Below are 13,394 nucleotides of genomic sequence, written 5' to 3' on the forward strand. Positions count from 1 at the left end.
ACTCGGGGTCGTCCTCGAGAACCGGGGCCGGCCGCACGGGCTGCGTCGCGTCCTCGTCGACGCTCCCGTCCTTGTGGACGATGATCGGCCACTGACCGTCCGGGCCGAATGTCTGCACACGGACGGGGCGCCCGAGCTGCTTGGCGGTCTGAGCAATGAGGTTCACTACCTCGGCACGAGCCGAGGGGAGGTCGGCTGCGGCAATGTCGTGGGGCGTTCCGCTGATGAACACCTTTGCGGTGCCGTCAGCGGAAAGGTGCGCGTCGATCTTGGGGAACGCGTTGGGGGCTACGTCGATGCTGGTCATGATCGTCTCCTAGTTCACTGTCCGAGCTGGATGCCGACCGCGGCCATGTAGGGCTCGGGGTCGATGTTCTCGCCGTTCACCATCACCTCGAAGTGGAGGTGGCAACCGGTTGATCCGCCACTGCTGCCGACACGAGCGATCTGCTGGCCGGCCTTCACCTTGTCTCCGACGCTGACGAGCATCCCGGAGTCGTACATGTGCAGGTAACGGGTGGTGACGCCGCCGCCGTGGTCGATTGCGATCACGCCATTTCCGCCGCCGTCGAAGCCGCGGAAGGTGACCGTGCCGTCCTGCGCGGCCCAGATAGGGCCGTCGCATCCGCCGCCGGCTAGGTCGGTGCCGGCGTGCAGTCGCACGTCGCCCGTGATCGGGTGCACACGGAGGCCGTAGGGGCTGGTGATGGGGCCGGCGCCCGGAGAGGCCCAGCCCTGCGCGTTGACGTCGCCGGGGACAGTGGGATCGCACGCGCCGCCGCTCGCGCTGCCGTCGCCGGGGTTGAGCCCGGTCTTGACGCCGGTCAGGCCCTCGACGATCTGCACCGCGCCGTCCCAGAACCGCGTGTAGTGGTACGGGTCGGCGTTGACCTGCGTGCGGTGCGCGACGATGGTCGGTTCCAGCGATTCCCGGTCGGGAACCTTCTGGATCATCGCCTGAAAGAACTTCGTCGACGAGATGTAGGGGTCCAGCCGCTCCTCGCGGGTGCCCCATCCGTCTTGCTGCTGAAACAGCCCGATCGACGTCGTGCGAGAGCCGTCCGGGTTGGTGACGCCGCCGGTCTCCCAGTCGCCATAGTCGATGTTGCGGAGGCTCGACTCACCCATGGCCGTCATGACGCCGATCGTTTGATCGCGCACGTTCAGGCCGAGATCTTTCCCGGCCTGGATCACGTTCGCAGCGTTCACAAGCTGCTCGTGGCCATAGCCGGCTATCTCGGTCTGGGGGACCGAGTTGGGGTCGATCGAAACGCTCGACCCGGGTCCGGCCGCGGATGCCGGCTCGCAGTCGTCGCCGCCGACGACGACAAACCCGAGCAACAGGCCGATAACCAAGATCGGCACTGCGGCGATTGCGTAGGCCCCGCCCCCCTTAGGGCCGGCCACGATAGTTCACCCCATCCGGCAGGATGAAGCGGCTTGCGAGCCACGGGGAGTCGCCGTCGACGCGGCTCAGGATGAGCCCGTACATGCCAGCGTTGGTGGGGACGTCGACATAGGCGACGTACGCGCTCGTCTCGTCAGTGATGACGGGCGGTCCCGTGATCGTCGTTGCGACGATCCGGGACGGGTCCATGTAGGCGTAGTCCTGTGTGGCCTTCTGATCGAGGAGGGGTTGTAGCTGCGCCCACCACTCCTCAAAGCCAAGATCGGGACGCGCGTACGCGCGCATCACGGTATCCGCCGCGGCGGTCGCGCTCTGGCGCGATTCGTCGTCCCAAACCGGCACGGACCGCGGCCCGTGCGTTTCTCCCGAGTCTTCGTCAATCGCACCCTCAGACGCGGGGGTGAACGTGGATGAGTCGGGGAAGATCGGGGCAGAGGTGCTTCCGCTGGGCGTCGGCGCGGGCGCGGGGGTGCTGGCGGTCCCCGTGCATCCGGCGAGCACGACGGCGGCGGTAGTCACAACGATGACGGTCCCGATCTTCCTCACAACTATTCCCCCCTCAGGCAGTCTCCGATCCAGACTCGGTGGCGTGGCCGGTGCTGCGCCTGTTGTTCGCGCCCTTCCGGAGCTCCGCCTTGAGTTCATCCACAATGACGAACCACGAAGTACCCAGCTTGTAGCCGGGAATGGTTCCCTCTTTAAGCCAGGTATAGACGGTTCGTGTGGTCGTATTCAGGCGCGCAGCGACCTCGGTCGGACCGATTGTCGGTGGGTCGTGCTCGAATAGCCGGTCAAGTGCATCTGCCACGGCGTCCCTTTCTGGCCCCCACAGGAAGGGTACAGGGCCGTGCGCAAAAGCACATTAAATGTTTCTAACGTAGCGTTTTTCGCGATTCTTCATGTCTCGCGTTAGCGTGAAATGACCTTCAATCGCGAGTTCCTTGGGGGCACGATGAGCGATCAGATCAATCCTTGGCTGTCCCGTCCGACCATGCCGCCGCCCGAAACAGACGTCCGTGCCGCGGTCATTTCGTCCACGTCCGGGCCTGTGGCACCGCAGCGTGGCGTGCCTGCGCCTGATCAGGTCGACCGGCTCCCGATCATCGACCAGCTGGCGAATCCCGCGGTCTGGTGGCTGGGCGCGCACGGCGGTTCGGGTGAGTCGACGCTGGCAGCTCTCGCGCCCGGGTGGTCAGCGGCGGCCGGCCACGCCTGGCCGCGCAGCTCGACCGGTGAATCGACGCCCGTGGTCATCGTCGCCCGATCAAACGTCGTTGGGCTCCGTGCCGCGCAGAACGCCCTCCGGCAGTGGGGGGCTGGGCTGACCGCCTCCAACGTTCTCGGGCTTGTCGTTATGGCTGACGCCCCCGGTCGGATGCCGCGCGCTTTGCGGGATCTGCTCGCCGTGGTCGGTGGCGGTGGCCCTCGCACCTGGATAGTGCCGTGGGTCGATGCCTGGCGGCTCGACGAGCCCACCGCTTCACCCATCCCGCGCGAAGTTCAGCGAGTCATCGACGAGCTGAGCGCACTCCCCGGAATCGGTGCCGCCGGCACCTCCAACTGAAAGGCAAGACATGTCCGCGATCGAAGTGCTTCACTCCGTGAACGAGACGGCCAACGTCCTGGCCGGCGTCATCCCCAACCCCGACCCCGTGCAGCCTCCCGGAACTGAGGGTGTGACCACGATCCTGTCGTGGCTGAAGTGGATTGGTTACGTCGTCGTCGGCGGCGCGATCATCGTCGGCGGAATCCTGATCGCCGTCAGCTTCCGCCGCGGTGAGGGCCACGACGCCCTCCCCAAGGTCATCTGGCCTATGGCCGGCGCGATCATCATCGGTGGCGGTGCCGCCCTGATCGGCATCCTCGCCGGAGCCTGAGGAAGGAGCCGTCATGGCTGACGACGACGAAACCACGCAGAATCCATTCGCCCGCCCCGGCTTCATCGTCGGAGCGGTGGTGGTGGCCGCGCTGATCGTAGCCGGCATCTTCCTGACGGTTCTCAACCTGAACCGCGGGAGCGAGGCGGCGCCGCCCGCCTCCGAACCATCGTCATCCGCGACGTCCAGCGCCGCCCCTTCCCCAAGTGCATCCGGGGTCGCGGGCGGCGCGAGCGTGTGCGGCCTCGACGGTGAAGTGCTCTCGGGCACGGTCACGACCGCGCCGGCGGCGACCTGGCAGTACCAGGACGTGTACGCCTACCCGACGTCCCCGACGTTCGGTCCCGGCGCGACCGCTCCTCAGGGCTACCGGTACTGCTACCAGCACAGCCCCGATGGGGCGGTGTTTGCCGCCGCGAACATGACCATTGGTCTGTTCGGAGACGTCACCACGCGAACCTCACTCCTCGAGTACGCGTTGACGAACGGCACCTATCGCGACTCGCTGCTGACTGAGGTCGGTTCCTCGAACACGACAGACGTCCGCGCCTCGATCGCCGGTTTCCGCGTGCTGTCGTACGACGGCAGTTCTGCGCGAGTTGACGTTGCCTTCCGCGGCACCGCTCAGGGCCAGGCCGTGAACGGCTCGGCTGTTCTTGATCTGACGTGGTGGCAGGGCGATTGGAAGATCGACGCCGACAAGGCCGAGCCCTTCCGCATCGCACAGCTTCCCGACACCTCGGGGTACATCACCTGGCGACAGGAGTAACAACATGGCGGCAGACAACGCCGGCTGCAGGTTGTTCGACCCCGGCTGCTGGGCGCAGGACTGGGTAGAGAGCGCTCTCGGTGACGCGATTGAGAACCTGGCGCGCGCTGTCCTAGAAGCGTTCGGCAAGGCCGTCGCGTCCCTCGGGACGCTCTGGGTGAACGTCGGCACGCCGAATCTCACCGGCACAGGCGGCAGCTCGTCGATCGCCGCCGGCTCGTCCGCGCCAAACTCGGAGGGCATCATTCAGGTGCTCGGATGGGTGACGTGGATCGCGATCGTCTTCGCGGCAATCTCGATCATCCTCCTCGGCATCCTCGTCGCCACGAGGATGCGTGCGGGTGAGGGCTTCCGTTCGGTCGGTCCGCTCGGCTTTGTGCTGGGCGGCATCTTCCTCATGTCAGGCGCAACGGCGCTCGTCTCTGGTCTGCTGCCGCGCGGTCCTCAGGGGGCCGGCGGAGCGGTCCTGTTCTTGCAGTCGTCTCTCTGGTGGTACATGGGAGCGGCGGCGGTGGTGTCGGTCATCATCGGCGGTATCCGTATGGTGTGGGAGCAGCGCGCCGAACCCGGTAAGGAGACGATCAAGAGCCTTCTGACTCTGATCGTCGTCGCCGGTTCCGGGGTGACGATCGTCGGCCTTCTCGTGTCGGCGTTCGACTCGTTCTCCGTGTGGATTCTCAACGGGGCACTGAGCTGCGACGTCGGCGCCGACTCGGCGTGCTTCGGCGAGAACATCGCCAACCTGCTCGCGCTGACGACCAACCCGAACACGGGTGGCCTCGGCGCGCTGCTGGTCATCATCCTCGGCATCATTGCGATTCTCGCGACGGCTGCTCAGATCGTGCTGATGATCGCCCGCGGCGGCATGCTCGTGATCCTGACGGGAATCCTGCCGCTGTCGGCGTCGGCCACCAACACCGAAATGGGTAAGAGCTGGTTCAAGAAAAACGTGGGCTGGCTCGCGGCGTTCATCCTCTACAAGCCGGCCGCGGCGATTGTGTACGCCGCGGCGTTCCAGCTCGTCGGAACGAACATCTTCCAGGACGACGGAACGGGCTTCATCGCCGTGCTGACGGGCCTCATCCTGATGGTGCTCGCGTTGTTCGCGATGCCCGCCCTGATGCGGTTCGTCACGCCTCTCGTCAGCTCCCTGTCGGCCGGTGCCGGCGGCGCACTAGGAGCTGCGGCGGTTATGGCTCTGCCCTCCGGTGCTGCTGCTGCGGGTCGCCTCGCGACCGGCTCGGGCGGCGGCTCGTCGTCGGCGGGTGGACCGGGCGCGACGGGCGGTCAGGGATCGACCGGCGCAAGTGGTCCGTCTGGCTCGAACGGTGGCGGGGGCTCAGCCCCTCAGGCCGCACAGGCCTCTAGCGCCGCTGGTGGCGGCGGGGGCGGCACGACAGGGGCCGCGGCGTCCTCGGGTGCCGCTAGTGGCGGCACGGGCGCTGCTGCGGCGTCCGCCGGCGGTGGAGCTGCTGCGGGTGGTGGAGCTGCCGCGGGCGGCGCTGCTGCCGGTGGTGGCGCTGCGGGTGGAGCTGCGGCCGGCGCTGCGGGTGGCCCTGTCGGTATGGCTGCGGGCGTCGCGATCGGCGCTGCGGCTCAGGGCGTGCAAGCGGCCACGGGAGCGGCAAAGAACGTAGGCGATCAAGCAACGGGTGAAGGGAGCGGGAGCTAGTGGCAACCGTAGAGACAAGCCGTAAGGGCGTCCGCACGTACGGGAACTGGCGTCAGCCGACGTCGCCGGGGCTCCTCGGCCTCGGCACGGTCGGCACCGGCCTCATGTTCGTTGCGCTGCTGATCGTGATCGTCGTCCTCATGACGACGAACATCATCAACGCCTTCATCACTGCGGCGGTGTTCGGTGGCATGATCCTGCTGCTGACCATTCGCGACGCGGACGGTCGTAGCGTGCTCTCGCGCACGGCGAACCGTGTCGCGTGGTCGTCGACGAAGCGACGGAAGGCGAATGTCTACCGTTCCGGCCCGCTGGGTCGCTCCGAGTGGGGATCGAACCAGCTCCCGGGCCTGGCGGCGCAGTCCCGGCTCTCCGAGCACGAGGACTCCTACGCGCGCCCGTTCGCGATGATCTACAACCCCCACGCGAAGACGTATTCGATCGTCATCGGCACCGAGCCTGACGGCGCGGCCCTCGTCGACCAGGAACAGGTCGACCTCTGGGTGGCCGACTGGGGTCACTGGCTGCGCAACCTGGCGGATGAGCCGGGGATGGAGGCCGCTCAGGTGACCATCGAGACGGCCCCCGACTCGGGCCGTCGTCTGCGCCGTGAGGTTGAGACGAACACCGATCCCGACGCACCGGATTTCGCGAAGGCGATGCTCGGTGAGGTGGTCATGAACTACCCCGCCGGCTCGTCGACGGTGAAGGCGTACGTGGCGCTGACGTTCTCGGCGGCACCGCGTAAGGGTGCCAAGCCGCGCACGCCTGAGGACATGGGGCGCGAGCTGGCCGCTCGCCTTCCTGGCCTCACCGCGACGCTGCAAGCGACCGGTGCGGGAGCGGCGCATCCGCTGACGGCTCAGGAGCTGTGCGAGACGATCCTCGTCGCGTATGACCCTGCCGCGGCGTCCCTGATCGACGACGCTCACGCAAACGGTGACGTTCCCGATCTGAGCTGGTCCGACGTCGGCCCCACGGCTGCTCAGGCCAACTGGGACAGCTACCGGCACGATTCGGCAACGTCGGTCACCTGGCAGATGACTCAGGCCCCCCGCGGCCTGGTGCAGTCGGGTGTGCTGGCGCGTCTGCTCGCCCCGCATCGCGACATTGCGCGCAAGCGCGTGACGCTGCTCTACAAGCCGATCGACCCCGCTCGGGCTGCGGCGCTCGTCCAGGCAGACGTGCGAGCTGCGGAGTTCAAGGCCACGTCCAGCCGGAAGCCGGCGGCGCGTGACTCGCTCGCGCTGCGCTCGGCTCAGGCCACGGAGTCGGAGGAGGCATCGGGCGCGGGGCTGGTGAACTTCGGCATCCTCGCGACCGCGACCGTCATCGACCCGAGCAAGGAGGCCGACGCTCGCGCGGCGGTCGACAACCTCGGCGCGACTGCGCGTCTGCGGCTGCGCCCGGTGTACGGATCACAGGACAGTGCCTTCGCCGCGGCGCTGCCCCTCGGGCTTGTGCTGACCAAGCACGTAGCCGTCCCGGCGATGCTGAGGGAGGGAATCTGATGAGCCCTGATCTGATCGCGCTGCTCGCGCTGGGCGGGCTGGTCCTGCTTGTCGTGGTGGGCGTGCTCGTCTTCGTCCGCACGGGACGAAAGAACACCGCCACGGGCGCGTCCGCGTCCGGTGGGTCGCTCAGCTCTCGGGGGTGGAGCGGCCCCGGCGGCGGCATGTCGACGTACCTACAGCCCGTCCCGGAGTGGCGCGGTACGACGGTGCAGACGTGCGGCCTCTGGCCGTACGCGATCGGCGCTGGTACGCCGATGGTGGGCGTCCCGCTGGGCCGTCACATTCACACGGGTGCGACGCTGTGCGCCGACCCGATTTCGTGGTTTCAGCGGGCGAAGCTCATCAGCAACCCGTCGCTGTTCGTGCTCGGTAAGCCGGGACTCGGGAAGTCGACGGCGGTCGCCCGCATGGCGACGGGGCTCGCCGGCTACGGCGTGCAGCCGCTCGTGCTGGGCGACCTGCGCCCCGACTACGTGGAGGTCATCCGCGCGCTCGGCGGTCAGGTCATCACCCTCGGACGTGGGCGCGGATACCTCAACGTGCTCGACCCGGGCGAGGCCAAGGAGGCCGCGCAGCGCCTCATCGACGCCGGCTTCCAGAAGGAGGCCAACGAGGTACTGGAAGACGCCCACGGTCGCCGCCTGGCGATGGTGTCGTCCCTGCTGACGATCCAGCGCAAGTCTCCGCCGACCGATGTCGAGGAGTCGATTATCGACCAGGCCCTCCGCGTGCTCGATCGCAGCATGGAGGGTATTCCGGTGCTCTCCGACCTGCTGGCCGTCGTGCAGGAGGGGCCGACCGAGCTGCGTCAGGTCGCCGTCGACCGCGGCGATTTCAACAAGTACCAGGAGATTACGCGCGGCCTCGAAGCGTCGTTACTCGCCCTGGCGAACGGTAGCGGTCGCCTCGGCGGCGTGTTCTCCCACCACACGACGAACCCAATGGCACTCGACCGTCCGGTGGTCTACGACATTTCCGCGATCGGTGAGGCCGAGGGCGATCTGCGAGCGGCCACGCTGCTCGCGTGCTGGTCGAACGGCTTCGCGACGGTGAATATCGCCAACGTCCTCGCGGACGCTGGCCTGGAACCGCGCCGGCACTACTTCGTCATCATGGACGAGCTGTGGCGAGCCCTCCGCGCCGGAAACGGCATCGTCGACCGCGTGGACTTCCTCACCCGACTCAACCGTCAGGTGGGCGTTGGCACGGCGATGATTTCGCACACCATGGCCGATCTGAGCGCTCTCCCGGAGGAGGACCGTTTGAAGGCGAAGGGCTTCGTAGAGCGCGCCGGCATGGTCATGTGCGCGGGTCTGCCGTACACCGAGATGCCGGAGCTCACGACGGTTATCCCGTTCTCTGAGGCTGAGCAAGAGCTGTTGACCGGGTGGCAAGACCCGCCCGCGTGGGATGCCGCCACGGGCCGCGAGGTTGACCCTCCCGGCCGCGGCAAGTTCCTCGTGAAGGTCGGCACCCGACCGGGCATCCCGGTACAGGTGCAGCTCACGGAGGCTGAGCGCTCCATCCGTGACACTAACCAGCGGTGGTACGAACAGTCACGCACTGCCCGCCGTGCCGTGCGCGCGGTGGAGGAGTTGGTGGAGGAGCACGAGGAGCGCGAGAAGGAGCCGGCGCTGTGAGCACTCCGAACAACCGCCGCCGCGATCCCGGCGGCTTCGGCGGCGAGACGCTGATGCTGCTCGTCCTGATCGTCGTCGTCGTCGGCGGCTTGGTCGTGACCAACGTCGCGGTGCGCCTGGGCGCGCAGCTCGACGGCACCGCGGCCGAGCTGCCGTCCGACCCGTTTGGGCTCACCCTTGGACTCATCCTCGGGCGCGTGGCGTGGCCGGCATCCGCGACGTGGATTGTCGCGGTTCTCGGCGCGGTCCTGCTCGTGCTGACGGTCCTCGTGATCGTCGGTGTCGTGCGTTACCGGAAGGGTCGGACCCGCGTTGACCGCGCCAGCTCGTACATGGGCCGCGGCAAGGACGTCGCCGGTCTGAGCCGACAGAACGCCGTGCAGTCTGCCGAGCGTCTCGGCGTGAAGGGCGTCGACGGCAAGCCAGTGCTGGGCGTGCCGATCGGTAAGACGGTCGGTGGGATGCCGCTGTGGGGCACGTGGGAGGACATGCACATCGACATTTGGGGGCCGCGTACGGGTAAGACCACCTCTCGCGCGGTGCCTGCAATTCTCGACGCCCCCGGCGGCGTGCTCGTCACCTCGAACAAGCGCGACGTGGTGGATGCCACCCGCGACGTGCGCGCGGAGGCCGGCCCGGTGTGGGTGTTCGATCCTCAGGGAATCGCGCTCGAGAATCCTTCGTGGTGGTGGAACCCGCTCAGCTACGTCACCGACGAGGTGAAAGCGGCCAAGCTGGCCGATCACTTCGCCTCAGGCTCGCGCGACCCCGGAGCCAAGACGGATGCCTACTTCGATCCCGCGGGGCAGGATCTCCTTGCGGGGCTCCTGCTCGCCGCGGCGCTCGATGGTCGACCGATTACCGACGTCTACGCCTGGCTGACGCGCCCCACGGAAGACGAGGCGGTGTCGATCTTGAAGCGGCACGGCTACAAGCTCACCGCTGACCAGGTGCGCGGTGTCATCACCGCCCCCGAGAAGCAGCGTGGCGGCATCTACGGCACGGCGCAGCAAATGGCGTCGTGCCTCACCAACCGTCAGGTGGCGTCGTGGGTGAACCCGCTGACGCAGACCGACCTTCGCCCTCAGTTCGACCCCGCCGCGTTCGTGCGCGGCGGCGGCACGCTCTACTCGCTGTCCAAGGAAGGCCGCGGCACCGCCGGCCCGCTCGTGACGGCGCTGACCGTGGCCGTCGTGGAGGCCGCGGAGGAAATCGCCGCGGCATCCCCTGGGGGCCGTCTCGCGGTGCCCCTGCTCGGCGTGCTCGACGAGGCGGCGAACGTATGCCGCTGGCGTGAGCTGCCGAACCTCTACAGCCACTACGGCTCGCGCGGCATCGTCCTGATGACCATTCTGCAATCGTGGTCACAGGGCCTCGACGTATGGGGAGAGTCGGGCATGCGCAAGCTGTGGTCGGCCTCCAACGTCAAGGTCTACGGCGGCGGTGTGGCCGAAGAAACTTTCCTCGAATCGCTCTCCAAGCTGATCGGTGACTACGACCGTCAGGCGTCGTCGGTGTCGTCCGGTCGCGGTGGGCGCAGCGTGAACCAGCAGCTCCACCGTGAGCGCATCCTGGACGTCGCGGACCTGTCCGCGATGCCGAAGGGTCGCGCCGTGGTGCTGTCGTCGGGGAACCGCCCGACGCTGATCCGCACGCAGCCGTGGATGACCGGCCCGCACGCCGAGAAGGTGAAGGCGTCGATCGCCGCACATGACCCGGCTGCGCAGGGGACGATCAATGAGGCTCAGGAGTCCGTGCGCGCCGTGGCCCGCGCGGAGAACGATCGAGAGGCCGTCTGATGAGCGACAACTGGGGCGACAACGACGGGATCGAGGCTGAGCCGTTCGACGTCGACGACGAACCGACCGCGGAGCGCGAGGAGCGCGAGCCCGGACGCATGTTCGGACTCGACGTCGCGGAGGTCGTCGAAAGCATGGCGCGGCCGGCGATCGCGCGGACGCTGCAGAAGGCCGTCCGCGACGTCGTAAACGAGGTCGTCGACGCGGAGGTGACGGAACAGCTCGACCCCTCCGTGATCGAGGAGCTGCAAGCGCAAGCGGCCACCGCCGCGCGGCGAGCGGTCGGCGCCGCTCTCGACGAGCTGGACGAGGAGCCGGCCAACGAGGAGCCCGAGCTGTACTTCGGTTCGGTCGACGAGTTCGTGCGGGGTTTCCTGCTCCCCAACTACAAGCGTCGCGTGGACGGTCAGCGTGTCATGTGGGCTGCGGAGTGGTGGAAATACGCCGAAGCCGTCGCGCGTCTCGACGCGCTCTGGCGCGCGTGGGAGCACCTGCGACAGGACGCGCAGACGGGCATGTCTGTGTGGTTCCGTGATCACGCCGAGCACCACATGTCGATCCTGCTCAGCACGGATGGTCCCTTCGCCGCGGCCGGCGAGGGCAAGAACGGTGAGAACGTGAACGACAAGGGCGAGCCGCTGCCGTACGCGCCGCCGCCTGAGGGTCTGTTCCCTGACGTGCGCGAGGTGACAGCGTGAGTGCTGTCGTGAGCCGCCGCGAGTCGTGGGTGCGCTCGTACGCCGCTCCCTTCGCGATCCGTGTCGCTCTCTGGCAGACCGCGTGCGCGATCGCCCTGCTCGTGGCCGCGGGTGTCGTCTCGATGGTGTCGGCCGACGCGATCGCCCACGCCGTCGCCGCCGGCTCGGCGCTCGTCGCCGCCGTGGTGCTGTTGGCCGCGGTGATCGGGGCGATGCCGCACTTTGCGGCGCTGCGGATGCTGCCCCGCCTTCCCGTCCGCGATGGGGGCGGTCCCGCTCGCCCCTCGGCCGCGGTGCGGGCTCGGATGCAGGAACGACGAATCGACGGTGACACGCCCCCTGAGCTGCGCTGAGCGCCAACGAGAGAGGGACCGGGCCTAGGCCGTATTGCTATATCCATTGGAGTGCTGCGGCGAGGTTGAGTCCGGCTGCGTATGAGGTGGCGGTCTTGTCGTAGCGTGACGCGAGTCCTCGCCACTGCTTGATGAAGCTGAAGCATCGTTCGACGACGTTGCGGCCTTTGTAGCGTTGCTGCTGCTCGAGGCCGAAGTTGATCGGTCGACCGGGTCGCTTGCGTCGGTGCGCGATCTGGTCGTCGCGCTCGGGGATCGTGGCCTTGAGCCGTGCTCGCGTAGCCACGCCCGGTTCTTCTTTGACGGGTAGCCCTTGTCCGCGAGCACCCGGTCGGGTCTCGTGCGTGCAGGGCCTCGGCCACGGACGTGGATCTCGTCGAGGGTGTCGGTGAACATGCTGGTGTCTGCGATCTGCCCGCCCGTGAGCACGAATGCCAACGCCCGCGCCTGCCCGTCGCAGACGAGGTGGATCTTCGTCGTCAAACCGCCTCGTGACCGGCCGATCGCGTGGTCAGGAGGTTCCGGCCCGTACTTCTTGTAGTTCGCCGGAGCCCCCCGTGTCGCGGGGCAGGGTCGCGCCGTGCTGGTGGACACGCGCGATCGAGGAGTCCACCGACACGACCCAGTCGATCTCGCCCTGCAAAGACGCCCGCTTCTGCACGTGGGTGAGAAGGTCTTCCCAGACACCGTCGGCCGCCCAGCGACGGAAGTTCTTGTACATCGTGTTCCAGTTCCCGAACCGCTCGGGCAGATCACGCCACGCCGTCCCCGTCCGGAACCGCCACGCGGTCGCCTCGACAACCATGCGCCGAGCGACGGGAGGGCGACCACGCGTCCTCGCCGGCGGAAACACGTCCTTGATCAGCTCCCACGCCTCATCTGTGATGACATCTCGCGACACGCTTCAAGGATCGCCCCGCTCCTGCGGAACAGGATTTAGCAACGCGCCCTAATCCTGGCCACACCGGATACGTCGTGATCGTGGTCACCGCAGCATCGCTATACGTTGGCGCCTTGAGGTGACGTCCTGCTACTTCGGCCTGATTCAGTGAGCGGGGGTACCTGGCACGCCCGTCGTGCTACTTCGTACGATCAGTTCGAATTCCGCCGTACGAGGGATGAGCGGTTCATCGTTTTCGAGGGCGTTGAGGATGAGGGTGGCGGCGAGGTTCCCCTGGGCGGTGGGGTGTTGAGCGATGGTAGTGAGGCCGAAAAATTCGGCGGTGTTGTGGTTGTCGATGCCGATGATGGACAGCTCGTCCGGGACGCGGATGCCGAGGTCGCGGGCGGCGAGGAGGGCGCCGATGGCAATTTCGTCGGAGACGGCGAAGATGGCGGTGGGGCGGTGGTGTCCGAGAAGTTGTTTGGCGGCGTGGTAGCCGGATTGCATGTCGAAGTCGGCGTGGCGGTACAGGGTGGGGTCGGCAGTGAGGCCGGCGTTTGTGAGGGCGGTGGCCCAGCCTTGGTAGCGACGTTCGCTGAGGCGGAAGGTGGCGTCGGGGGTGGTGTCGGCGCCGAGGTGGCCGATGCGGGTGTGGCCGAGGGAGATGAGGTGTTCGGTGGCCATCTGGGCCATGCCAGTGTCGTCGATGCTGATTTCGGTGGCGCCGGTGAGGGTGCTGCCGATCGTGACGATGGGTTTGGCGAGGGTTTGTAGGGTGTGG

The 13,394-nt window shown here is 67.7% G+C and carries 15 protein-coding genes and 2 pseudogenes; 9 read left to right on the forward strand and 8 right to left on the reverse strand.

Features of this window, described 5'->3' with window-relative positions; all coding sequences use genetic code 11:
- From LQV45_RS08270 to LQV45_RS08285, 4 genes and pseudogenes are all read right to left on the reverse strand, one after another.
- A pseudogene (locus LQV45_RS08270) lies at positions 1–307 on the reverse strand (ATPase); the annotation flags it as partial.
- Positions 308–321: 14 nt separating this feature from the next.
- Positions 322–1,365 (reverse strand): M23 family metallopeptidase, encoded by a 1,044-nt coding sequence (locus LQV45_RS08275; RefSeq protein WP_230006578.1) that lies wholly within the window; start codon positions 1,363–1,365, stop codon positions 322–324.
- A 28-nt stretch (positions 1,366–1,393) separates the two neighbouring features.
- Entirely contained in the window at positions 1,394–1,927 is a 534-nt protein-coding gene (locus tag LQV45_RS08280) for a hypothetical protein (RefSeq protein WP_230006579.1), read from the reverse strand.
- Between the two features lie 40 nt (positions 1,928–1,967).
- Positions 1,968–2,216: a helix-turn-helix domain-containing protein gene (locus LQV45_RS08285; protein WP_230006580.1), complete on the reverse strand. Its 249-nt coding sequence runs from the start codon at positions 2,214–2,216 to the stop codon at positions 1,968–1,970.
- Between the two features lie 258 nt (positions 2,217–2,474).
- Here LQV45_RS08285 and LQV45_RS08290 point away from each other — a divergent pair, with 258 nt between their 5' ends.
- From LQV45_RS08290 to LQV45_RS08330, 9 genes are read left to right on the forward strand one after another with little or no spacing between them, the layout of a single operon-like run.
- Positions 2,475–2,972 (forward strand): DUF6668 family protein, encoded by a 498-nt coding sequence (locus tag LQV45_RS08290; protein ID WP_230006581.1) that lies wholly within the window; start codon positions 2,475–2,477, stop codon positions 2,970–2,972.
- 10 nt (positions 2,973–2,982) lie between these two features.
- Positions 2,983–3,285, forward strand: coding sequence for a hypothetical protein (locus LQV45_RS08295; protein ID WP_230006582.1), 303 nt, complete (start codon positions 2,983–2,985; stop codon positions 3,283–3,285).
- 13 nt (positions 3,286–3,298) lie between these two features.
- Complete coding sequence (locus tag LQV45_RS08300) at positions 3,299–4,054, forward strand: hypothetical protein (protein ID WP_230006583.1); 756 nt, start codon at positions 3,299–3,301, stop codon at positions 4,052–4,054.
- A 4-nt stretch (positions 4,055–4,058) separates the two neighbouring features.
- Positions 4,059–5,726 (forward strand): hypothetical protein, encoded by a 1,668-nt coding sequence (locus tag LQV45_RS08305; protein ID WP_230006584.1) that lies wholly within the window; start codon positions 4,059–4,061, stop codon positions 5,724–5,726.
- Positions 5,726–7,237, forward strand: coding sequence for an SCO6880 family protein (locus LQV45_RS08310; RefSeq protein WP_230006585.1), 1,512 nt, complete (start codon positions 5,726–5,728; stop codon positions 7,235–7,237). Before LQV45_RS08305 ends, LQV45_RS08310 begins: the two co-directional genes overlap by 1 nt.
- Complete coding sequence (locus tag LQV45_RS08315) at positions 7,237–8,880, forward strand: ATP/GTP-binding protein (protein WP_230006586.1); 1,644 nt, start codon at positions 7,237–7,239, stop codon at positions 8,878–8,880. The genes LQV45_RS08310 and LQV45_RS08315 overlap by 1 nt, the downstream gene beginning before the upstream one ends.
- Entirely contained in the window at positions 8,877–10,679 is a 1,803-nt protein-coding gene (locus tag LQV45_RS08320) for a type IV secretory system conjugative DNA transfer family protein (protein ID WP_230006587.1), read from the forward strand. The genes LQV45_RS08315 and LQV45_RS08320 overlap by 4 nt, the downstream gene beginning before the upstream one ends.
- On the forward strand, positions 10,679–11,377 hold the full coding sequence (locus tag LQV45_RS08325) for a DUF4913 domain-containing protein (RefSeq protein ID WP_230006588.1): 699 nt from the start codon (positions 10,679–10,681) through the stop codon (positions 11,375–11,377). The genes LQV45_RS08320 and LQV45_RS08325 overlap by 1 nt, the downstream gene beginning before the upstream one ends.
- The gene (locus tag LQV45_RS08330) at positions 11,374–11,730 is read left to right on the forward strand and encodes a hypothetical protein (protein ID WP_230006589.1); all 357 of its coding nucleotides are present in this window, start codon (positions 11,374–11,376) and stop codon (positions 11,728–11,730) included. Before LQV45_RS08325 ends, LQV45_RS08330 begins: the two co-directional genes overlap by 4 nt.
- Positions 11,731–11,767: 37 nt before the next feature.
- Here LQV45_RS08330 and LQV45_RS35640 read toward each other — a convergent pair whose 3' ends face one another.
- The 4 genes and pseudogenes from LQV45_RS35640 to LQV45_RS08340 all read right to left on the reverse strand — a co-directional run.
- Positions 11,768–12,016 carry a hypothetical protein gene (locus LQV45_RS35640; protein ID WP_290370224.1) on the reverse strand — a complete coding sequence of 83 codons (249 nt, stop codon included), beginning with the start codon at positions 12,014–12,016 and terminating at the stop codon, positions 11,768–11,770.
- A gap of 5 nt (positions 12,017–12,021) precedes the next feature.
- Positions 12,022–12,324, reverse strand: a pseudogene (locus tag LQV45_RS35645) (transposase); the annotation flags it as partial.
- Positions 12,242–12,631 carry an IS5 family transposase gene (locus LQV45_RS35650; protein WP_290370223.1) on the reverse strand — a complete coding sequence of 130 codons (390 nt, stop codon included), beginning with the start codon at positions 12,629–12,631 and terminating at the stop codon, positions 12,242–12,244. The gene LQV45_RS35650 and the pseudogene LQV45_RS35645, both read right to left, overlap by 83 nt.
- A 144-nt stretch (positions 12,632–12,775) precedes the next feature.
- The coding region (locus LQV45_RS08340) for a LacI family DNA-binding transcriptional regulator (protein ID WP_230006590.1) at positions 12,776–13,394 on the reverse strand (619 nt) is incomplete at its 5' end.

The organism is Microbacterium sp. Bi128 (assembly GCF_918698205.1).